This is a genomic window from Micromonospora antibiotica (genome assembly GCF_017599305.1).
In the GTDB taxonomy this organism is placed as follows: Bacteria; Actinomycetota; Actinomycetes; order Mycobacteriales; family Micromonosporaceae; genus Micromonospora; species Micromonospora antibiotica.
The window spans coordinates 1-22,231 of sequence record NZ_JAGFWR010000036.1 but is presented as its reverse complement, the minus strand read 5'-3'; the positions used below and the strand labels follow the sequence as shown (position 1 = coordinate 22,231).

General features: G+C 72.9%; 17 protein-coding genes. 11 read left to right on the top strand and 6 right to left on the bottom strand.

The window, feature by feature from the left end; translation table 11 throughout:
* Positions 1–147: 147 nt before the first annotated feature.
* Complete coding sequence (locus JQN83_RS31225) at positions 148–1,239, top strand: phosphotransferase family protein (RefSeq protein ID WP_208570748.1); 1,092 nt, start codon at positions 148–150, stop codon at positions 1,237–1,239.
* Complete coding sequence (locus JQN83_RS31220) at positions 1,239–2,450, top strand: acyl-CoA dehydrogenase family protein (protein ID WP_208570747.1); 1,212 nt, start codon at positions 1,239–1,241, stop codon at positions 2,448–2,450. Before JQN83_RS31225 ends, JQN83_RS31220 begins: the two co-directional genes overlap by 1 nt.
* Before the next feature lie 151 nt (positions 2,451–2,601).
* Here the strand turns inward: JQN83_RS31220 and JQN83_RS31215 are convergent, their stop codons facing one another.
* From JQN83_RS31215 to JQN83_RS31195, 5 genes are all read right to left on the bottom strand, one after another.
* Positions 2,602–3,648, bottom strand: coding sequence for a LacI family DNA-binding transcriptional regulator (locus JQN83_RS31215; RefSeq protein ID WP_208570746.1), 1,047 nt, complete (start codon positions 3,646–3,648; stop codon positions 2,602–2,604).
* Between the two features lie 91 nt (positions 3,649–3,739).
* Complete coding sequence (locus JQN83_RS31210) at positions 3,740–5,173, bottom strand: GH1 family beta-glucosidase (RefSeq protein WP_208570745.1); 1,434 nt, start codon at positions 5,171–5,173, stop codon at positions 3,740–3,742.
* Complete coding sequence (locus JQN83_RS31205) at positions 5,170–6,012, bottom strand: carbohydrate ABC transporter permease (RefSeq protein WP_204924033.1); 843 nt, start codon at positions 6,010–6,012, stop codon at positions 5,170–5,172. The genes JQN83_RS31210 and JQN83_RS31205 overlap by 4 nt, the downstream gene beginning before the upstream one ends.
* 10 nt (positions 6,013–6,022) lie before the next feature.
* Positions 6,023–6,991, bottom strand: a complete 969-nt coding sequence (locus JQN83_RS31200) for a carbohydrate ABC transporter permease (RefSeq protein WP_204924032.1) — start codon at positions 6,989–6,991, stop codon at positions 6,023–6,025.
* Between the two features lie 118 nt (positions 6,992–7,109).
* Positions 7,110–8,402, bottom strand: coding sequence for an ABC transporter substrate-binding protein (locus JQN83_RS31195; protein ID WP_208570744.1), 1,293 nt, complete (start codon positions 8,400–8,402; stop codon positions 7,110–7,112).
* Between the two features lie 593 nt (positions 8,403–8,995).
* Between JQN83_RS31195 and JQN83_RS31190 the strand changes: the two genes are divergently transcribed.
* Positions 8,996–9,781 (top strand): pyrimidine reductase family protein, encoded by a 786-nt coding sequence (locus JQN83_RS31190; protein WP_208570743.1) that lies wholly within the window; start codon positions 8,996–8,998, stop codon positions 9,779–9,781.
* Positions 9,782–10,003: 222 nt separating this feature from the next.
* Here the strand turns inward: JQN83_RS31190 and JQN83_RS31185 are convergent, their stop codons facing one another.
* The gene (locus JQN83_RS31185; RefSeq protein ID WP_208570742.1) at positions 10,004–11,545 is read right to left on the bottom strand and encodes a M4 family metallopeptidase; all 1,542 of its coding nucleotides are present in this window, start codon (positions 11,543–11,545) and stop codon (positions 10,004–10,006) included.
* A gap of 442 nt (positions 11,546–11,987) precedes the next feature.
* Between JQN83_RS31185 and JQN83_RS31180 the strand changes: the two genes are divergently transcribed.
* The 8 genes from JQN83_RS31180 (at position 11,988) to JQN83_RS31145 (ending at position 21,831) form a co-directional block, all read left to right on the top strand.
* On the top strand, positions 11,988–13,748 hold the full coding sequence (locus tag JQN83_RS31180; RefSeq protein ID WP_208570741.1) for an ATP-binding protein: 1,761 nt from the start codon (positions 11,988–11,990) through the stop codon (positions 13,746–13,748).
* 13 nt (positions 13,749–13,761) lie between these two features.
* Entirely contained in the window at positions 13,762–14,910 is a 1,149-nt protein-coding gene (locus JQN83_RS31175) for an exonuclease SbcCD subunit D (protein ID WP_208570740.1), read from the top strand.
* On the top strand, positions 14,910–17,384 hold the full coding sequence (locus tag JQN83_RS31170; protein ID WP_208570739.1) for an AAA family ATPase: 2,475 nt from the start codon (positions 14,910–14,912) through the stop codon (positions 17,382–17,384). Before JQN83_RS31175 ends, JQN83_RS31170 begins: the two co-directional genes overlap by 1 nt.
* A 147-nt stretch (positions 17,385–17,531) precedes the next feature.
* Entirely contained in the window at positions 17,532–18,497 is a 966-nt protein-coding gene (locus tag JQN83_RS31165) for a hypothetical protein (protein WP_208570738.1), read from the top strand.
* A 28-nt stretch (positions 18,498–18,525) separates the two neighbouring features.
* Entirely contained in the window at positions 18,526–19,383 is an 858-nt protein-coding gene (locus JQN83_RS31160) for a spermidine synthase (protein ID WP_208570737.1), read from the top strand.
* 82 nt (positions 19,384–19,465) lie between these two features.
* Positions 19,466–20,170, top strand: a complete 705-nt coding sequence (locus tag JQN83_RS31155; RefSeq protein ID WP_208570736.1) for a sigma-70 family RNA polymerase sigma factor — start codon at positions 19,466–19,468, stop codon at positions 20,168–20,170.
* Positions 20,167–20,949: an anti-sigma factor family protein gene (locus JQN83_RS31150; protein ID WP_208570735.1), complete on the top strand. Its 783-nt coding sequence runs from the start codon at positions 20,167–20,169 to the stop codon at positions 20,947–20,949. The genes JQN83_RS31155 and JQN83_RS31150 overlap by 4 nt, the downstream gene beginning before the upstream one ends.
* Positions 20,950–21,153: 204 nt before the next feature.
* Complete coding sequence (locus JQN83_RS31145) at positions 21,154–21,831, top strand: COG4315 family predicted lipoprotein (RefSeq protein WP_208570734.1); 678 nt, start codon at positions 21,154–21,156, stop codon at positions 21,829–21,831.
* The last annotated feature ends 400 nt before the right edge of the window (positions 21,832–22,231 follow it).

The window sequence follows — 22,231 nt, the reverse complement described above, 5'->3', positions numbered from 1 at the left end:
GTCCCTCCGCTCGGCGGGCCGGCCGCACAGGGCCGGCAGGCTGTTGCCAGCCTGCCGGTTGACCATTTCGCCCCTGTTGCCGTGGCATGTCCCCGGCGGAAAATGGCTGACCTTGACAACCCGGCTGACCTGCCCTCAACTATTCGGATGACCGAGCCGGCCGTCGACGCGTCCCCCGGCAGCCGGCCCGGGCCGCCGTACGCCGCACCACCGGGGCTGGACCTCGACCGGTTGCACGGCTGGCTGGTCGCGCACCGGCCGGAGCTGGTGGCCGACGGGCCGCTGCGGGCCACCCTGATCACCGGCGGCAAGTCCAACCTGACCTACCTGCTGCACTGCGGCGGACGCGAGGTGGTGCTGCGCCGCCCCCCGCTGGGGCACGTGCTGGCCACCGCGCACGACATGGCCCGCGAGCACCGGGTGATCGCCGAGCTCGCACCGACCGCCGTGCCGGTGCCCGAGGCGCTGCTGCTCTGCGCCGACCCGGCGGTGATCGGCGCACCGTTCTATCTGATGCAGCGGGTGCCGGGCGAGGTGCTGCGCACCCGGGCGCAGACCGATCCGCTCACCGACGGCCAGCGCCGCGACCTGGCCTGGGCGATGATGGACACCCTCGCCGCGCTGCACACCGTCGACCCGGCCGAGGTGGGGCTGGCCGACTTCGGTCGCCCCGAGGGCTACCTGGGCCGGCAGGTACGACGCTGGGCCGGCCAGCTCGACCGGTCCCGCAGCCGGGAGTTGCCCGGGGTGGACGAGTTACGCGACGCGCTGGCCGCCTCGGTGCCCGAGGGCGTCAACGCCGGTCGGATCGTGCACGGCGACTACCGGCTGGACAACCTGCTCACCGCGGTCGACCCGGTGTCGGTGCGGGCGGTGCTGGACTGGGAGATGGCCACCCTGGGTGACCCGCTGGCCGACCTGGGGCTGCTGCTGACGTACTGGGACGTGCTCGGCGACAGTGCTCTCGCCGAGGGCAACCCGGTCGCCGACGGGCTCGGCCCGCGCGCGGGCTTCCCCACCGGCGGCGAGCTGATCGACCGGTACGCCGGGCGCAGCGACGTCGACGTGGGGCCGCTGCACTGGCACCTGGCCCTCGGCTGTTTCAAGCTCGCGGTGATCTGCGAGGGCATCCACTACCGGCACACCCTGGGGCAGACCCTCGGCGGTGGGTTCGACCGGATCGGCGACATGGTGACGCCGCTGGTGGAGCACGGTCTGCGCGCGGTCAGGGGGAACTGATGGACTTCGGGTACGACGAGCGCACCGTCGAGCTGCGGGAGCGGCTCGGCGCGTTCCTGGACGAGTGCGTCCTGCCGGCCGAGCCGGTGCACGCCGCACAGGTCGCGGCGGCGGGTGACCCGTGGGCCCGGCCCCCGGTGCTCGACGAGCTGAAGGCCGAGGCCCGCCGTCGCGGCCTGTGGAACCTCTTCCTGCCCGATCCGCGCTACGGCGCCGGGCTGACCAACCTGCAGTACGCCCCGCTCGCCGAGCTGACCGGGCGCAGTCCGCACCTGGCCCCCGAGGCGGTCAACTGCGCCGCCCCGGACACCGGCAACATGGAGCTGCTGGCCGAGTTCGGCTCCGAGGCGCAGCGCGACAGGTGGCTCACCCCGCTGCTGGCCGGCGAGATCCGTTCGGCGTTCTGCATGACCGAGCCGGAGGTGGCCTCGTCCGATGCCACCAACATCGCCACCCGGATCGTCCGCGACAGCGACCACTACGTGGTCAACGGGCGCAAGTGGTGGTCGTCCGGGGCGATGGACCCCCGGTGTGGGTTGTTCATCGTGATGGGCAAGACCGACCCCACCGCCGACCGGCACCGTCAGCAGAGCATCGTGCTGGTGCCCCGGGACACCCCGGGGGTGCACGTCCGTCGGGGCATGACCGTCTTCGGTTACTCCGACGCCCCGCACGGCGGGCACGCGGAGATCGACTTCGTCGACGTCCGGGTGCCGGCGGAGAACCTGGTCGGTGCCGAGGGGGCCGGGTTCGCCATCGCCCAGGCCCGGCTCGGTCCGGGCCGCATCCACCACTGCATGCGGCTGGTCGGGATGGCCGAGCGGGCCCTGGAGCTGCTCTGCCGGCGGGCCAACGAGCGGATCGCGTTCGGCCGGCCGCTCGCCGAGCAGGGGGTGGTCCGGGAGTGGATCGCCGAGTCCCGGGTGCGGATCGAGCAGGCCCGGCTGCTGGTGCTCAAGACCGCCTGGCTGATGGACACCGTCGGCAACCGGGGCGCACACACCGAGATCCAGGCCATCAAGATCGCCACGCCGGCGATGGCCGAGTGGGTGATCGACAAGGCGATCCAGGGGTACGGCGGCGCCGGGGTCAGCCAGGACACCCCGCTCGCCGGGCTCTGGGCTCAGGCCCGCACCCTGCGGCTCGCCGACGGCCCCGACGAGGTGCACCGCTCGTCCCTGGCCAAGCGGGAGCTGCGCCGGTGGTCCTGAGCCTGCGCCGCCGGCCGTCGGCCCGGATCGGGAGCGGGCCACCAGCCGCACAGCGCGGCTGCCCGTGCCGCACGGCGGGTGCCGCCTGCGGCGAACCGTGCCATCGCCGTCAGGCACGACCCCGGGTGGAGGCTGGAACTGTCGAAGCGCTTCAGGTGGAGGCACGCTGGATGAGTTCGGTGTCCAGCAGGATGTGCGGGGTGGGGATCTCGTCACCCCGGATGCGGGCCACCAGCAGCCGGGCCATCTGCCGGCCCATCTCCTCCACCGGCTGGAAGACCGTGGTCAGCGGCGGGTCGGCCTGCTGGGCGACCGGGGAGTCGTCGAAACCGATGATCGCGACGTCCTCGGGCACCCGGCGACCCGACTCACGCAGGGTCCGCAGCGCGCCGAACGCCATCAGGTCGGAGGCGACGAAGACCGCGTCCAACTCGGGGCAGGCGTCCAGCAGCCGGCGCATGCACGCCGCGCCGCTGCCCTCGCTGAAGTCCCCGTAGGCGATCATGCGCGGGTCTAGCCCGCCGATGGTGGACTCCACCGCCTCCCGGTAGCCCACCAGGCGGGCCAGGCCGGCGCCCATGTCCTGCGGGCCGGCGATGGTGGCGATCCGGCGTCGGCCCCGCCGGGCCAGGTGCTGCACCGCGTTGCGGGCCCCACCGACGTTGTCGACGTCGACGAACCAGGACGGCCGTGCCCCGGGGCGCAGCATCCGGGCCGGCCGGCCGCCGAGCACGGTGGGCAGGTCGCGCTCCTCCAGCAGGGTGGGCAGCGGGTCGGAGTCGTGCAGCGACAGCAGCAGCACCCCGTCGACGTGCTGGTTGGTCAGGTGGTTCTCGACCCGTTCCCGTTCGATCGGGGACTGCACCATGGCGAGCCAGAGTTGCAGCGGCGTTTCCAGCAGGCCGGAGCTGACGCCCCGGACGATGCCGGCGAAGAACGGTTCGGTGAAGACCCGCTCCCCCGACTCGGAGACCACCAGGGCCACCGAGTCGGTGCGCTGGGTGACCAGTGCCCGTGCCGCCCGGTTCGGGACGTACCCCAGCTCGGCGATGGCCTGTTGGACGGCGGCCCGGGCCTCCGGGCTGACCTGGGGTGAACCGTTGACCACCCGGGAGACCGTGCCCCGCCCGACACCCGCGCGGGCGGCGACCGCGTCGAGGGTCGGGCGCCCGAGTGACCGGGTGCGTTGCGTTGTCATCGTCTCTCCTCCGACGTCGGACGGTCCCCGCCGTCCGCCCCCGGGGGCGGGCGGCGCGGCGGGGCCGTCCGGAATGCTGGCTGGCCTCTGCCTATTGTGCGGCCAGACCGTTGCGTCGGATCACCTCGGCGTACCACCTGGCGCTGGACTTGGGGATACGGGCCTGGGTGTCGTAGTCGATCCAGACCATCCCGAAGCGCTTGGTGTAACCCCAGGCCCACTCGAAATTATCCATCAGCGACCACGCGAAGTAGCCCCGCAGGGGCACTCCCGCGCCGATCGCCTCGTGGGATGCCCGCAGGTGTGCGTCGAAGTAGGCCAACCGGTCGACGTCGTCGACCCGACCGTCCTGCACGGTGTCGACGAACGCCGAGCCGTTCTCGGTGACGTAGAGCGGCAGGTCGGTGTACTCCTCGTGGACCCGCCGCAGCGTCTCCACCAGGCCCGGGGCGTCGATCTCCCAGTCCATGTCGGTGACCGGGACACCCCGGGTGACGAACCGGACGTCCTCGCTGCCCGGCCAGCAGGACGGTGCCCGCCAGTACTTCTCCGGCTCCTCACCGGCGACCGGGGCGGCCACCACGTGCCGGCTGTAGTAGTTGACGCCGACCAGGTCCAACGGGGTGGAGATGATCTCCAGATCGCCGTCCCGGACGTGTCCGAAGTCGGTCACCTCGGCCAGGTCGGCGGTCAGGTCCGCCGGGTACGACCCGCGCAGCAGCGGGTCGAGGAAGAACCGGTTGGCCAACCCGTCGATCCGGCGGGCGGCGTCGACGTCGGCGGGCGCGTCGCTGGCCGGGGTCACCGGGTAGAGGTTGACCGTGACGCCGAGCTGGGCCTGCGGCAGCTTGGCCCGCAGGGCCTGCACGGCGAGCCCGTGACCGAGCATGAGGTGGTGCCCGGCCCGGACCGAGTCCGCCCCGTCGGAACGCCCGGGGGCGTGCGCCCCGGAGCCGTAGCCGAGGAACGCCGAGCACCACGGCTCGTTGAGGGTGGTCCAGTACGTCACCCGGTCACCGACGGCGTCCGCGACCAGGGACGCGTAGTCGGCGAACCGACCGGCGGTGTCCCGGGCCGGCCAGCCGCCCGCGTCCTCCAGCGGCTGGGGCAGGTCCCAGTGGTAGAGGGTGAGCCACGGCTCGATGCCGTTGGCCAGCAGCTCGTCGACCAGCCGCCGGTAGAAGTCCAGACCCTGCTGGTTGGCGCCGCCGGTGCCGCCGGGCTGCACCCGCGGCCAGGAGACCGAGAACCGGTACGACTTGAGGCCCAGCTCGGCCATCATCCGGACGTCGTCGGGCATCCGGTGGTAATGGTCGCAGGCCACGTCCCCGGTGTGCCCGGAAACCACCCGCCCTTCGGTGTGACTGAACGTGTCCCAGATCGACGGGGTCCGGCCGCCCTCGGCGGCGGCCCCCTCGATCTGGTACGCGGCGGTCGCCGCGCCCCACAGGAAGCCGGGCGGGAAGGTCAGTTCCGGCCCCTGGTCGAGTACGCCGACAGCGGGCGGGTGGGTCGGGTTGCTCACGACTTGACGGCGCCTTCCATGATGCCGCCGATGATCTGGCGGCCGAACACGATGAACACGATCACCAGGGGCACGGTGCCGATGGCGGTCGCGGCGAACACCTGCGAGTAGTCGGTGTAGTAGGCGTAGGACAGGAACGCCAGCGACACCTGCAGGGTCGGGTTCTCGGGGGTGAGCACGGCGTACGGCCAGAGGTAGGAGTTCCAGGTCTCCATGAAGGTGAGCAGGCCGAGCACGGCGGCGGCGGGGCGCAACGCCGGCAGCACGATGTTCCAGAAGATCCGGAAGGTGCTGGCGCCGTCGACCCGACCCGCCTCGATCAGCTCGTCGGAGATGGCCTGGATGGCGTACTGCCGCATCATGAACACGCCGAAGGCGCTGACCAGGAAGGGCACGGTCACCGCGTAGAGGGTGTCGTACCAGCCGAGGTCCTGGATCATGCCCCAGAGCGGGATCAGGCCGAGCTGGGTCGGGATCATCATGGTCACGATGATCGTCAGCAGCAGGGCGTTGCGGCCCCGGAACCGCAGCTTGGCGAAGGCGAAGCCGGCCAGCGACCCGGTGATCACCACCGAGACGGTCACCACCGCGGAGACGATCACCGAGTTGAGCAGGCCGGTGAGGAAGTTCGCCGCGTCGTTGTCGAGCACCCGGCCGAAGTTCGCGCCGAACTCGCCGGCCGGGGTGAACGGCGGCGGTACGTCGTTGATCTGGTCGAGGCTACGGGTGGCGATGACCACCATGTAGTAGAACGGGTAGACCGAGAAGAGCACCGCGACGACGAGCGCGATGTAGAGCAGCGGACTGGTGCGCCAGAGGCGCTGGGATGCCTTGTTCACGGCGCGGTCCTCACTTCACCGAACGGCGGACGAGCAGGAAGTTCACCAGCGAGACCAGGGCGATCATGACGAACATGGCCCAGGCCACCGCTGCGCCGTAGCCGGCGGAGCTGAGGTTCTCGATACCGAGCTCGTACATGTACATCGCCAGGGTCTGGAACTCGCGCTGGTCGCCACCGATGATGTTGCCGTTGCCGAAGACCAGCGGCTCGGTGAAGAGCTGGAGCCCACCGATGGTGGACAGGGTGACCACGAAGACGAAGGTGGGGGTCAGCATCGGCAGGGTGATCCGCCAGAACTGCTTCCACTGGTTCGCGCCGTCGATCGCGGCGGCCTCGTAGAGGTCCTTCGGAATGGCCTGCATGCCGGCCAGCAGGATCAGCGTGTTGTAGCCGGTCCACCGCCAGTTGACCATGGAGGCGATGGCCGTCCAGGAGCTCCACTTCTGGGCGTCCCAGTCGACCGCGTCGACGCCGACCAGGCTGAGCACCCAGTTGATCAGACCGAAGTCGCGCTGGAAGAGCATCCCGAAGACGATCGCCACCGCGGCGACGGAGACCACGTTGGGCATGAAGATGGCCATCCGGAACAGCGTCCGGGCCCGCAGGAAGGTGCGGTTGAGCATGGTGGCCAGGAACAGCGCCAGGAGCAACTGGGGGATCGTCGACAGGATGAAGATGCCGAACGTGTTGATCGTGGCGTTCCAGAAGTACTCGTCGGTGAACAGCCGGGTGTAGTTGTCGAACCCGATGAAGCTGTGGTCGCCGATGAGGTCCCAGTCGTGCAGCGACATCCACGCGGTACGCAGCATCGGGTAGAACCCGAAGATGCCGAAGATCACGAAGAACGGCGCGATGTAGAGGTAGGGCGAGAGCTTCAGGTCGAGGCGGTTCAGGGTGATCGCCCGGCTGCGCCGCCGGGGAGGTGTGGGGGGTGGTGCGCTGGGCGACGGCGGCGCCGTCGTGGCCGAGAGGCTCATGCGGGGTCCTTTCCCGGCTCCGGCGGGGCCGGTGAGGCGGGCGGTACGTGGAACGGGGGGACGCCATTGGTGGCGCCCGGGACATGCCCGGACGCCACCGCCGGTGGTGGTGCAGTGATCAGAAGGCGCCCTGGGTCTTGGCGTCCTTGAGGAACTGCTCCCAGGCCTTGTCCTTGGGGGACTGCCCGTTCTCGTACGAGCGCAGGGCCGGCTCGAACGCGTTCTCCTTGATCGCCTGGTGCTTCGGGCCGAGGTGCAGCGGCTGGATCTTCTCGACGCTCCCACCGAAGATCTTGCCGGTCGGGGCACCGCTGAAGTACTCGTTGGTGTAGCTGGTGAAGTCCGGGTTCTTCAGCGCCTCGAGGTTGGTCGGCAGCGGGCCCTTGAGCTTGAACGCCTCGACCTGGCTCTTGGCGTTGGTCAGGTACTCGGCGAGCTTCGCCGCCTCCTTCGGGAACTTGCTCTGGGCCGGCACGGCCAGCCACGAGCCGCCCCAGTTGCCCGCGCCGCCGGGAACCGGCGCCACGTCCCACTTGCCCTTGTTCTCCGGGCCGGAGTTGTCGGCGACGATACCGAGCATCCACGACGGGCAGAAGGTGGCCGCGAAGGTGCCCTGCTTGAAGCCGGCCGACCACTCGGGCGACCAGGTGGCGCTCTTCGAGGAGATCTTCGCGTCGGCCATCGCGACCGAGGTCTCCCACGCGGTCTTCACGGCCGCGCTCTTGTCGGCGACGACGTTGTCTTCCTTGTCGTAGAAGAGGTCACCGCCCTGCTGCACCATGACCGCGCTGGCCGCGGTGGTGACCGAGTCGATCAGGCCCTTGTTGGTGGCCGCGCGGTACTTCTTGCCGGTCTCGATGAAGGCGTTCCAGTCCGGCCAGAGCGCGGCCACCTGGTCCCGCTCGGTCGGCAGCTTGGCCGCGGCGAACAGGTCCTTGCGGTAGCAGACCGCGAGGCTGCCGACGTCGGTGGGCAGGCCGATCAGCCGCCCGTCCGCCGCCTTGCCCAGCTCCCACTTCCACGGCAGGTATTCCTTGCTGTGGTCGGCGATCAACGGCGCCAGGTCGGCCCAGTTGGCCGGGTTGGTCTTGAACTCGTTGAGGATGCCCTCTTCGAGCGCGGTGACGTCCGCGGCGCCCTTGCCGGTGGCGAGCGCCCGGACCACCTTCGGCCGGTACTCGTTGAGCTGCGCGGTCTTGCGCAGCTCAACCTTGATGCCGGTGTCCTTCTCGTACTGCTTGATGATCTCGTCGTATCCGAACTCGCCGAAGGTGTCGACGACCAGCTTGCTGGGCTTGCCGCCGGATTCCTTGGCCTCATCGTCCTTGCCGCAGGCCGCGAGACCGCCGATGGCGGTGACCGCGGCCAGGGCGGCGACCGCGAAACGGTTACGCCGCGTGGTGACGCTCATCCTGACCCCTTTTCGATGGTGAGGCTGGGTTGGTGTGGTGGGGGTGCCGTTGCATGTCCCGGGCCGGTCCGACGTCTGCCGCCGGTCCGTCGGAGGTGGCCGCGGGTGATCCGCACCACGCCCTTGGGAACGCTCCCATGAGATTGCCGGGAGGTGTCGGGGGTGTCAATAGACCGTTGGGAGCGTTCCCAGATCGTTACCAGGTATCGCGTTTATGCCCCTCCACCACCGGGACGCAGGTCGCCGGACGTGACGCAGCGGGCTGGTCGCCCCGACCCGCTCGGGCGACGACGGTGCCGGCCGGGAGAGCAGCCACCGTGGGCCCGCACCGGCCGCCCGACCGGTGCGGGCCGGGAGAACAGCCACCGGGGGCCCGCACCGGCCGCCCGCCCGGTGTGCTGACCCGGCGCGGACACCTTCGGCGGTAAGAGCCGAGGGTGGCCGGCAGCCGTCCGTCCCACCGCATAGGCTGCCCGCATGATCTGCCGAGCGTGCCGGCAGCGCAGGCACGACGACTGCCCCGGCCGGACGTGGTGCGACTGCCAGCACCGTACCCCCGCGCCCACCCCCGTGGTCACCGGTCCGGCCGGCGAATGAGCGACGAGATCCCGATCCGGCGGATCTGGCCCGCGCCGGCCACCGGTCCGCTGGACGACGCCGCGCTGACCGCGCTCTACGCCCGCGCCGACACCCCCCGGCTCAGGGTCAACTTCGTCGCCAGCGCCGACGGTGCGGTCACCCTGGACGGTTACTCCGCCGGGCTGTCCGGCGCCCCGGACAAGCGGGTCTTCGGTCTGCTCCGGATGCTCTGCGACGGGCTGCTGGTGGCTGCCGGCACGCTGCGGCACGAGGGCTACCGGGCGATCCGGCTGAGTGCGCCACGGCGGGCCTGGCGACGCGCGCACGGCCTGGCCGAGTACCCCACGCTGGCGGTCGTCTCCGGGTCGCTGCGGCTCGACCCGGCGCAGGCCGCCTTCGCCGACGCCCCGGTGCGCCCGCTGGTGCTGACCACCGAGACGGCCGTCGCGCCGCCCGGCCTCACCGACGCCGTCGACCTGGTGCGGGTCGGCCGGGACACCGTCGATCTCGCCGCCGGCCTGGCCGCGCTGCGTCGACGCGGACTGGGGCAACTGCTCTGCGAGGGTGGTCCGCACCTGTTCGGCGCGCTCACCGCGGCCGACCTCGTCGACGAACTCTGCCTGACCGTCGCCCCGCTGTTGGCCGGAGCCGGCCCGGGGCGGATCACCGCCGGGCCGCACAGTCCGCCCCGGCCGCTGCCGCTGCGGCACACGCTGGCCGCCGGGGACGGCGTGCTCATGCTGCGCTACGCCCGCGATCCGGCGGACACGCCGTCCGCCGGGGCCGCACCCGCCGGCTGAGGCCGGCACCCCGCGGCGGTCCGCCGGGCGCGCGCCGCCCGACACCACAGGCAGCCGGGGGTACGCCGCCGCGTCCGGCCCGGGTGCGACGGCCCGGCCGGTCGACCGGCGGGGCGGGACCCGCACGACGCGGGGCGTGGCCACACCGTCCGATGTGGCCACGCCCCGCGGATGAACGCGACGGTCCGGCGGCGACGGAGAGCCGTCGCCGCCGGACCGGGATCAGCTGACGCTCACGGCCGCCCACGCGGCGGCGACCGTCTTGTACTCGGTGCTGGTCGCGCCGTACAGGTCGGTGGCGGCCGACAGGGTCGCGGTGCGGGCGCCCTTGTAGTTGGTGGTGGTGGTCATGTAGCGGGTCAGCGCCCGGTACCAGATCGCGCCGGCCTTGGTGTTGCCGATGCCGGTGACGGTGGTGCCGTTGCAGGTCGTGCTGGTGCCGTAGGAGGAGGTGCCGCTGCCCACGGCGAGCAGGTAGAAGAAGTGGTTGGCCACGCCCGAGGAGTAGTGCACGTCCAGGCCACCGACCGAGCTGCTCCAGCAGTCCGCCGACTTGCCGTCCTTGGAGGGCTTGTCCATGTAGCGCAGCGGGGTGCCGGTGCTGCGCAGCTTCTCACCGATCAGGTAGTCGCCCGGGTCCTTGGCGCTGGCCGCGTAGAACTCGACCAGGGTGCCGAAGATGTCGCTGGTGGCCTCGTTGAGGCCACCGGACTCGCCGCTGTAGCGCAGCCCGGCGGTGTTGCTGGTGACGCCGTGGGTCATCTCGTGCCCGGCCACGTCGAGCGAGGTCAGCGGGTACCAGCCGGAGCCGCCGTCGCCGTAGGTCATGCAGAAGCAGGCGTCCTGCCAGAACGCGTTGGCGTAGTTGCTGCTGTAGTGCACCCGGCTGTACGCGCCGACGCCGTCGTTGCGGATGCCGTTGCGGCCGTGGGCGCTCTTGTAGTAGTCCCAGGTCTTCTGCGCGCCGAAGGCGGCGTCGGCGGCGGCGGTCTGCCGGTTGGTCAGGGTGCCGTTGCCGAACACGTTGTTGGTGCTGGTGACCAGGGTGCCGGTGCCGGTGGTCTTGCCGTTGAGGTCGTAGGTGCGGTGGTTGCCCCGGGCCGGGTCGGCGAGCTGGTAGGTGCTGCCGGACAGGTTGCTGCCGACCGAGACCGTGCCCGAGTGGAAGGTGTTGCCGGTGCCCTCCCGCTGCACGCCCTCCCACGAGTCGCGGACCGCGCCGGTGGTGGCGTCGACCAGCACGTGCAGCTCGCTCGGGGTGCCGTCGGCGTGGGTGCCGCCGACCACCACCTCGTAGGCGAGGGTGGTCGCGGTGTCACCGGCGTCGAAGACGAGCTGCGCGCCGGCCACGGAGCGGCCGGTGGCGGTCGACGCGGCGTACGCGATCTTGCTGGCGGCGGCCTCGCTGAGCTTGGCCTTCGCGGCGCGTTGCGGGGCGTTGGCGAGGCGGTGGGTGGCGCCGCGCCAGGAGTCGCCCTTGCCGAGGTGGACGACCAGGTCGCCGCCGAGGACGGGCAGACCGTCGGAGTAGCGGTTGAGCCGGACGTGCTCGGTGCCGTCGGCGTCGGTCACCACGTTGCGGGGGGTGAACGTCTGGCCGTCGGCGGCGAGGCCGGCACCGGAGTGGGCCTTGAGCTGGGCGACCGCGCGGGTGAACGGGTCGGCGGTACCGGTGGGTGCGGCGGTGGCCGCCGTGGGCACCGTGACGACGGTGGCCAGGAGAGCGGCCGTGGCGAGGCTGCTCATCAGGGGGGTTCGGCGCATCGGGGTTCTGCCTCCACAGGGACAGTCGGGGGGGTGCCGACTGACGATGGCCCGCCGGTGGTGGACCGTGGGCCGGTCACGTGTCCGCAGGTTACGGGCGTGACAACCGGCACCGAAGGAAGAAGATCCTCGATGTCGGCTGTGGCTATTCTCAGCCCAACCGGCCGGTTTCTGTCACGCCCTGGACCGAGATTTTTTCGGAGTATTTCCGTCACCCCGCGCCACCTGCCGAAACGCGGTCACCCGCACCCGACATCTCGACCGTCGGTGACCGCACACTCCCCCGGGGTCACCGAATCGGCGGTCGTACGCCTCCCCGGGGTCGCCGCCACTGCCGCCCACCGGTGGCGTCCGCCGCGTCGCGTGGCAACCTGTCGCACTCCTCGGGCAGGATGCAGGTCGTGCGCCCTGACCGAGACGACCAGCTGACCGGAGCCCGCGGATGACCGACGACCGGATCGACGGCCGGATCGACGGCCCCGGCGAGCCCGTCGGCCGGGTGCTCGGCACCGCCGACGCCACCCCGTTGCAGTTCTGGACGGCCGTCTCCCCGGGCAGCTACCTCCAGCTCGACGACGTGGTGGTCACCCGGCGCGACCTGCCCGACCGGGAACCGGTCACCATCGCCGGGGTGGTCACCCAGGTCCGCGCCCGGCACGAGGGCGCCCAGTTCGAGTCGGACGTCTTCGCCATCGCCGACGGCACCCTCCCGGCCCAGGTGCAGGAGGCCGCCGAGATCACCACCACCCGGGTCGACCCCGAGCTGTACGTGCCGCCCGCGCCGGGTGCGACGGTCTACCGGGCCGAGGGCGACGCCCGCGCCCGCGCGCTGCACTTCGACCGGATGGAACGGCGCATCCCGATGGGGATGGGCCGCGACGGCGTCCCGGTCTACCTCAACGCCGACTTCCTCGACGGCAGCCGGGGCGCACACGTGTCGATCTCCGGCATCTCCGGGGTGGCCACCAAGACCAGCTTCGCCACCTTCCTGCTCTACTCGGTGTTCCGTTCCGGGGTGCTGGGCGGCGACGCGGTCAACGCCAAGGCGCTGATCTTCAACGTCAAGGGCGAGGACCTGCTCTTCCTCGACCACCCCAACGCCCGTCTCGACGATCCCACCCGGGCCGCGTACGCCAAGCTGGGGCTGGCCGCCGGGGCGTTCCCCGACGTGCGGGTGTACGCCCCGCCCCGGGTCGGCGACGCCTCCGGCACCCCCGACGTGAGCAGCCGGCTCACCGGCGTCGACGCCTTCTACTGGACGCTGAGCGAGTTCTGCGCCGACCGCCTCCTGCCGTACGTCTTCGCCGACGCCGACGACGAGCGCCAGCAGTACACGATGGTGGTGCACTCGGTCACCGCCCACCTGGCCCGCTACGCCCAGCCCGCCGACGGTGGGGTCAGCGTCGACGGGGTGCGCCTCGGCTCCTACGCCGACCTCGTCGACCACGTCGTCGAGCAGCTCAACGACGACGAGACCCGGGGCGACTGGGCGGGCAGCGCGGTCGGCCTGGGCACCGTCAACGCGTTCGCCCGCCGGCTGATCGGCAGCAAGAAGGACCTGGGTCGACTGATCCGGGGCGACCTGGCCACCCGCCGCCCGCATGCGATCAACACCGCCGAGAGCGCCCAGGTCACCGTGGTCGACCTGCACAACCTGCCGGACCGCGCGCAGCGCTTCGTGGTCGGCGTGACGCTGCGCGGCGAGTTCGAACGCAAGGAGAAGTCCGGCACCGCCAAGCCGCTGCTCTTCGTCGTCCTCGACGAGCTGAACAAGTACGCCCCCCGCGAGGGCTCCTCCCCGATCAAGGAGGTGCTGCTCGACATCGCCGAGCGGGGCCGTTCGCTCGGGGTGATCCTGGTCGGCGCGCAGCAGACGGCCAGCGAGGTGGAGCGGCGGATCGTCACCAACTCGGCGATCCGGGTGGTCGGCCGGCTCGACCCGGCCGAGGCGTCCCGCCCGGAGTACGGCTTCCTCCCGCCGGCCCAGCGGCAACGCGCCCTGCTGGCCAAGCCGGGCACCATGTTCGTCAACCAGCCCGACATCCCGGTCCCGCTGTGCCTGGAGTTCCCCTTCCCGGCCTGGGCGACCCGGGTGTCCGAGGCGGGCCGCGCCCCGTCGGAGACGCTGCGTTCGATCACCGGCTCGATCGATCCGTTCGCCGTGGTCGGCTCGGGCGGCGCCGACGACGACATTCCGTTCTAGGGGGCTGGCCGCCATGAAGATCCTGCACACCTCCGACTGGCACGTCGGCAAGGTGCTCAAGGGACAGTCCCGGGCCGAGGAGCACAAGCAGGTGCTGGCCGGGGTGATGGAGATCGCCCACGCCGAGCGCCCCGACCTCGTCATCGTCGCCGGCGACCTCTACGACACGGCCGCGCCGAGCCCGGAGGCGACCCGGCTGGTCACCCGGGCGTTGACCGCGCTGCGCCGGACCGGGGCCGACGTGGTGGCGATCGGCGGCAACCACGACAACGGCCACGCCCTCGACGCGTTGCGCCCCTGGGCGGAGGCGGCCGGCATCACCCTGCGCGGCGGGGTCCGCGACAACCCGGCCGAGCACGTCATCGACGGCGTCACCGCCGACGGTGAGCGGTGGCAGCTCGCCGCGCTGCCCTTCCTGTCCCAGCGGTACGCGGTCCGCGCGGTGGAGATGTACGAGCTGACCGCCGCCGAGGCCACCCAGACCTATGCCGACCACCTCGGCCGGGTGCTGGCGAAGCTGACCGAGGGTTTCACCGAGCCGGACCGGGTGCACCTGGTCACCGCCCACCTCACCGTGGTCGGGGCGAGCACCGGCGGCGGCGAGCGGGACGCGCACACCGTCCTCGGCTACGCGGTGCCGACGTCGGTCTTCCCGGGCACCGCGCACTACGTGGCCCTGGGGCACCTGCACCGGTCGCAGCGGGTGATCGGCCCGTGCCCGATCCGCTACAGCGGCAGCCCGCTCGCGGTCGACTTCGGCGAGCAGGAGAACGTCTGCTCGGTGACCCTGGTCGAGGTGGGCGCACACTCCGCCGCCCGGATCCGGGAGGTGCCGGTGTCGGCGGCGGTGCCGCTGCGTACGGTACGCGGCACCCTCACCCAACTGGCCGAGGCCGACCCGCCCGAGGGCTGGCTGCGGGTGTTCGTCCGGGAGCAGCCCCGGGCCGGCCTGCGGGAGGAGGTGCAGGAGCTGTTCCCCCGCGCGTTGGAGATCCGGATCGACCCGGAGCTGCTGCCCGCCCCGGGCAGCGGCACCCGGGTCGCCCAGCGGGCCGGCCGCTCCCCCCGCGAGCTGTTCGCCGACTACCTGGGCAGCCGGGGGCACGACGACGACGGGGTCCGGGACCTCTTCGACGAGTTGCTGGAGGAGGTGGAGCGCTGATGCGACCGATGCGGCTGGACCTGGCCGGTTTCACCGTCTTCCGCGACGAGACCACCGTGGACTTCACCGACGCCGACTTCTTCGCCCTCGTCGGGCCGACCGGCTCGGGCAAGTCGACGGTGCTGGACGCGATCTGCTTCGTCCTCTACGGCTCGGTGCCCCGCTGGGGTGGCGCCCGGGGGCTGGCCAACGCGCTCGCCCCGTCGGCGGTGGAGGCCCGGGTCCGGTTGGTCTTCGAGTCGGCCGGCGACCGGTACGTGGCGACCCGGGTGGTCCGCCGCGACGGCCGGGGCACGGTCAAGACCGCCAACGCCGGGTTGCAGCTGATGCCACCCGGGTTCGACATCACCAAGCTCGACACCGGGCTCAGCCCGGAGGACCTGGGCGAGGTGCTGGCCGGCACCCCGGCCGAGATGGAACAGGCCGTGCTGGACGCGGTCGGGCTGCCGTACGAGCAGTTCACCTCCTGCGTGGTGCTGCCGCAGGGGCAGTTCGCCGACTTCCTGCACGCCAAGCCGGCCACCCGGCAGCAGATCCTGGTCAACCTGCTCGGCCTCGGCGTCTACGAGAACGTGCAGAAACGGGCCACCGAACGCGCCGGGCAGGCCGAGGCGAAACTGGAGGCGGTCGCCCGGGTGCTCGGCGGGTTGACCGACGTCGACGACGCGACGCTGGCCACCGCGTCCGCGCAGGTCGACCGGATCCGGGAGCTGTCCGGGGCGGTCGCGGCGGCCGTACCGGAGCGGGAGCGGGCGTGGGCGGCGGCGCGGGAGGCCACGGCGGCGCTGGCGGCGCTCGACGCCGATCTGGCCGGGCTGGCGGGGGTGCGCGCCCCCGCCGGGGTGGCCGAGGTGGCCCACGCGGTGAGCACCGCGCGGGCGGCGGTCGACGCGGCGGCCCGCACCGTGGCGTTGGCCGAGGAGCGGGAGGAGAAGCTGCGCGGCGAGCTGGCGGGCGCGGGCGACGAGAGCGCCCTGCGGCTGCTGCTGCGCGCGCACGCCGACGCGGAGCGGCTGGCCGGCGAGGCGGACACGGTCCGGGCGGCGCTGGACGCGGCGCGGGCCGCGCACGACACGGCGGTGGCGGCGCTCGACGCGGCCCGGGAGGCGGCGGCACGGGCCGAGGCCGAGCTGGAGGCGGCGTTCCGGGCGCACGAGGAGGCCAAGGCCACCGACCAGGCGGTCGCGCTCCGGGCGCACCTGGTCGACGGCGCGACCTGCCCGGTCTGCGTGCAGCCGGTGCCCCGGGTACCGGCGTTGCCGGCCGGTTCGGCGGTGGCTGCGGCGACCGCCGCCGGCAAGGCGGCCCGGGCGGCCAGCAAGGCCGCGCAGGCGCTGGTCGACGAGCGGGACACCGCCGCCCGGGAGCGGGACCGGACACTGGTCCGGCTGCGGGCCCAGCACGACCAGCTGCACGGCCGGCTGACCGAGCTGGCCGGGCAGCTCGCCGGGGCGGCCACCCCGGCGGCGCTGCGCGACCAGCTCGCCGAGCACGCCCGGCTGCGGCAGGCACTCGACGAGGCCGCGGCGGCGGTACGGTCCGGCCGGGACGCCGCCCGGCGGGCCCGGGGGGCAGCCGACACCGCCGAGGAACGGCTGCGGGCCGCCTGGCGGGACTTCGACACCACCCGGGACGGGCTGGCCCGGTTCGGGCCGCCGGCCGCCGACCGGGACGACGTCGCCGCCGCCTGGACGGCCCTGGTCGGGTGGGCCGGCGCGCAGGCCGGGCGACGACGGGCCGAGCGGGACGCTCTGGTCGAGGCGGTGCACACGGCGCGGTCGGCCGCCGAGTCGGTCGAGGAACGCCTCGGCGGCCTGCTCGACGCCGCCGGGCTGCCCCCCGCCGACGACCCGGCGCAGGCGGTCGCGGTGGCCGCCGAGCGGGCCGAGGCCGACCTGCGGCGGATCACCGAACGCCGCGCGCAGGCCCTCCAGCTGCGGGAGCAGCGCGCCGAGCACGAACGGCAGGCGCGTACGGCGCGGGCGCTGGCCGGGCACCTGCGGGCCAACAACTTCGAGCGGTGGCTGCTGGCCGAGGCGTTGGACCTGCTGGTCGACGGGGCCTCCCGGATCCTGCGGGAGCTGTCCCAGGGGCAGTACGACCTGGTCCACGACAAGGGTGAGTTCTTCGTGGTGGACCACCACGACGCGGGGCTGCGCCGGGGGGTGCGGACGCTGTCCGGCGGGGAGACGTTCCAGGCGTCGCTGGCGCTGGCGCTGGCCCTGTCCGAGCAGCTCGCCGGGATGTCCACCACCGCCGCCAGCCTGGAGTCGATCGTGTTGGACGAGGGGTTCGGCACCCTCGACGCGGCCACCCTGGACATCGTCGCCGCCACCCTGGAGAGCCTGGCCGCCCGGGGTGACCGGATGGTCGGCGTGGTCACCCACGTGCCGGCGCTGGCCGAGCGCATCCCGGTGCGTTTCGAGGTCCGCAAGGACGCCCGCACGGCCCACGTCGAACGGACCGGCCGGTGAGCGCGAGGAGTGCAGCGCAGCGGAGCCCCGCAGCCCGCGAACGAAAGGCGGGCCCGGTGAGCGCGAGGAGTGCAGCGCAGCGGAGCCCCGCAGCCGCGAACGAAAGGCGGGCCCGGTGAGCGCGAGGTCGGTTCATGGGGCGGTGACGTGACCGGGCCGCAGCTGTTCGTGGACGCCTGGGACCCGTCCTACGGGGCGTCGTTCGAGGCGACGCCGGGTGGGCCGGTGACGCCGAGCAGCACCCAGGTCGACACCGACGTGGAACTGCCGGCGGTGGACTGGCGGGCGATCGGGCCCCGCCCGGGGGTGGCCGCCCCGGACGTGGTGCTGCTCGTCGACGGGGTACGCCGGATCGACGCCAGCGTGTGGACGGCCGAGGAGGACGGTGCCTCGTATCCGGGGATCGCCGCCTCGTACGCGGCCGGGGTGGTCCGTTGTGACCTGGAGCGCGGCGCGGCCGAGCTGGCCGGGGCACGGGTGGGTCGGGGCCTGTTCACGGCCAGCCCGTCGGCGCAGGAGGTGGCCTGCGGGCAGGTGCGCTACCCGGTGCACCGGGTCGGCGGCACCGGGGAGCTGAGCAAGCTGCCCGCGGCGGTGCAGGCCCCGCTGACCGCCCTGGAGGTGGCCGTGTCCGACGCGGCCCGCACCGACGGGGACCTGCTGGTGGTGGACGGTCCGCTGCGGGCGCGTCGGCAGCTGCCGCGCACCCTGGGCTACATCAAGACCCAGCACAGCCAGTATCTCGACGCCCGGCTCAACGCCGTGGTCACCGGGTTGGGCTCCGGCCAGCGGTCCCCGGTGTTCCGGCTCGGCACCGCCTGGGGTGGCTGGTCGTGGTACCTGCGGCTGCCGGTGACGGTGGGTGCGCCGTGGGCCGGGATCGTCCGGCTGGAGTGCTCGCCCGACCTCGAACCGCAGGACGCGATCGCGCTGGCCGACCTGTCGCTGGTCACCCTGCCCCGGTTCGCCTCCTCGCCGTACAAGGACCCCCGGGCCCCGCAGAACCTGGTGCCGATCGCCGGGTTGGAGCGGCGGCTGCGCGGGCTGCTGGGCGACGCCCGGTTGCTGCACCGCGCGCTGACCATGGCCAGCCGCAGCGGGATGCGTCGCTGATGGGCCACGACCGTGGGAGGTACCACTGATGGGCCGCCGTCGGGGTGACGACCGGATCGTCGTGGACGTGGACACCGGTCGGGCCGAGCTGGTGCCGGACCCGGACCGGCCGCGCTCGTGGACGCTGCTGCTCGACGACGCCCCGCAGTCGCACGTGGACCTGGCCGACCCGACTCACCTGGAGTTCGAGTACGTCCGCCGGTTCGGCGCGGCGCTGGACCTGCTCGCCCCGCCGGGGGCCCCGCTGCGGGTGCTGCACCTGGGCGGCGGCGCGCTGACCCTGCCCCGGTATGTGCAGGTCACCCGGCCCGGGTCGACCCAGCGGGTCGCCGAGGTCGACGGCGCGCTGGTGGAGCTGGTCCGCCGGGAGCTGCCCTGGCCGGCCGACTCCCGGCTGAAGGTGCGGGTCGCCGACGCCCGGGCCACCCTGGAGGCCAGCCGCGACGGCGGGTACGACGTGGTGGTCGCCGACGTCTTCGCCGGTGCGCGTACCCCCGCCCACCTGACCAGCGCCGAGTACGCGGGGCAGGTGGCCCGGGTGCTCGCGCCGGGCGGCTGGTACCTGGCCAACCTGGCCGACGGTCCACCGTTGCGGCACGCCCGCGCCCAAGTGGCGACGGTGCGTTCGGTGCTGCCCCGGGCCGCCCTGGTCGGTGACGCGGCCGTGCTGCGGGGGCGGCGGCACGGCAACCTGGTGCTGGTGGCGGGGCGGGTCGAGCCGCCGGTGCCGGAGTTGACCCGCCGCGCGGCCGGGGACTGGTTCCCCGGTCGGGTGCTGGCCGGCGACCAGCTGGACCGGTTCGTGGCCGGCGCGGCGGTGGTCACCGACGCGGACGCCACGGGCTCCGTTCCGCCGCCGCCAGGAATTTTTTCGGTCCGCCGTTGATCCGCCGGGATGGGCGTTCCGTATCAAGGGTCGGCGCCCTCCCCGTGGGCCCGCTGATGTCGGTGGACAGCAGGAGGTCTGGATGAGTGCGGTCGCGGCCGGCTTGCACGGCGAATTGGCCAGGCCAGGGTGGATGTTCGCCCGGGCCCAGCCGCAGTCGCGTGCGTCGAGGGCAAGCCGGGGGGTCGACGCCGGCCCCACCGATCGCCAGAATGGCCCGGTGACTCCCCGATCGGCGCCCGGGCGGCACCAGGCCCCGGCGACGACCCCGGAGGCGAGCCACTCCGACCAGTTGGTCCGGCTGCTCTACGCCGAGCACGCCGGCCCGCTGCTGATGTTCGTGATGCGGTTGACCGGTGGTGACCGGCAGCGCGCCGAGGACATCGTCCAGGAGACGCTGCTGCGGGCCTGGCGCAACGCGCACCGGCTGGGCGTGCAGGGGCAGGGTTCGCTGCGGCCCTGGCTGGTCACGGTGGCCCGGCGGATCGCCATCGACGAGCACCGTAGCGAGCAGGCCCGCCCGCCCGAGACGTACGACCGGGATCTGACGGCGTTCGCCGAGGCGGACAGCACCGACCGGGTGCTGCGCACCATGACGGTGGCGGACGCGCTGCGTACGTTGAGCCAGTCGCACCGGGAGATCCTGGTGGCGACGTACTTCCGTGGCCGGACGGTGCCGGAGGCGGCCGAGGAGTTGGGCCTGCCGCTGGGCACCGCGAAGTCGCGGGTCTACTACGCGCTGCGCGCGCTGCGCACGGCCCTACAGGAGAGGGGGGTGACGGAATGAGCCGGGCAGACCATATGGACGTAGCCGCCTACGCGCTCGGCGTCCTGGACGTGCAGGACACCGAACGGTTCGAGGAACACCTCGCGACCTGCTGGGCGTGTGCCGCCGAGTTGGAGACCATGGTCCCGGTGGTGGGGCTGCTCTCCGACATCGACGGCGAGACGATGATGGCGATGGAGCAGACCGCGACGGACCCGCGGCTGTTGGACCGCACCCTGGTCGCGGTCCGTACCCACCGGCGCAAGGCCCGGTTCCGGCAGGTGCTGTCGATGGCCGCCGCGGTGGTGGCGGTCGGCGCGCTCAGCGGCGTCGGGGTGGCCACCTTCGGCAACCCGGGCGGTGGTTCCGGCCCGGTGATCGCCGAGCCGAGCCGGTCCGCGCCGGTGGACGGGCCGGCGAGCCCGCAGCCGACCCGGTCGGGGCCGTCGGTGGGTGGCACCGAGATCGAAGGCGACCAGTTCGACGCGACCGACGGCAGCACCGGGGTGAAGACCACCATGTGGCTCGCCAGCAAGGAGTACGGCACCTGGATCGGGTTCAACCTGACCCGGCTGCCCGGCCCGCGCACCTGCCGGCTGGTGGTCATCCGCAAGAACGACACCACCGAGGTGATCTCCACCTGGGCGGTGCCGGGAACGGGTTACGGCACCACCGCCAACCCGCAGAATCTCCAGTTGGAGGCGTCCACCTCGGCGCCGCGCGGTGAGATCGCGAAGTTGCAGGTGCAGTCGGTGGACGCCAACGGGGTGGCGAGTCCGCTGGTGACCCTGGTTCCCTGAACCAACCGTCGAAACGGCGTCGACCCGGTCCGGGTCGACGCCGTTTCGGCTTTCCGGGGCCGGAGGGTGCCTCTGCTGGCGCACACGTACGGCCGGCCGGAACGGTTCAACGAATCAGATGTGAAATGGCCCACTGTAGATCGTTCAACCTTGACAGTGGACGCTCCGTACTACTCGGTGAACTACCAAGAATGAGGAGGGCACGTGGCAAAGATCAAGCGGACGACCGTCATCGTCGCGAGCGCGGTGGTCGCACTCACGGCCTGCGCCCCCGCAGGTTACAACGGAGCGAACTCCAGCGCAGCCGAGCCGGTCGCCGTCGCCGCGGCCGAGCCCACCGCGTCGGTCGAGCCGGATTCCTCGGCCTCCCCCGGTGCGCCCGGCGCCTCGGGCGCCCCCGCCGCCGACCAGGCGCCGCCCCCGGCCAACGTTCAGCTCACCGACCAGCTCGTCGGTAAGAAGATCGCCCGGATGGGCCAGGTCGTGGTGGACCAGGAGGGCTTCATCCTCTACCGCTTCGACAAGGACTCCGACGATCCGCCGTCGTCGAACTGCGTCGACAAGTGCGCCCAGGTCTGGCCGCCCGCGCTGACCGACGGCAACCCGCAGCTCCAGGGCGTCTCCGACGACAAGGTCGGCACCGTCACCCGCCAGGACGGCACCCGCCAGATCACCATCGGTGGTTGGCCGGTCTACCGCTACATCGGCGACAAGAAGGCCGGCCAGTGGAAGGGCCAGGGCGTCGGCGGCACCTGGTTCGTGGTCGACCCGAACGGCAAGAAGAACCTGACCTGCCTGCCCACCGGCACGCCGAAGGCGGTCGCCCCGCCGGCGGCCGGCGACTCGGGCGGCTCCAGCAGCGGCGGCGACTACACCTACTGATCCAGCATCAGCCGGGACACGGTGGCCGGTCGCAGCCGGGGAGGGCGCGGCCGGCCACCGGCACACCAGGGCCTCGACGTACCGGCAGCGTCGCACGGTCCCGGCCGCGACGCCGGCCCCCACCGGGCCGGCGTCGCGGTACCACCCGCCGGACCCTCCCCCCACGAACCCCCGGAGCGGACGAGGGCGGTGGACGCGCCACACGCCAGCGGGCGCGCGCCATCGAAGGTCCCCCCAACCCCGCACCCACGGCCGCTCGGGCGGCCGGTCCACTCCGGGATGGAGGCACCGCCGACGCGCAGGGCGTCGGCGGTGTCGTCCATTTCCGGCCCCGGCCCCGCGCCGGGGCGGGGCCGGGGCCGGGGCGGGGCGGGGCGGGGCGGGGCCGGGGCGGGGCCGG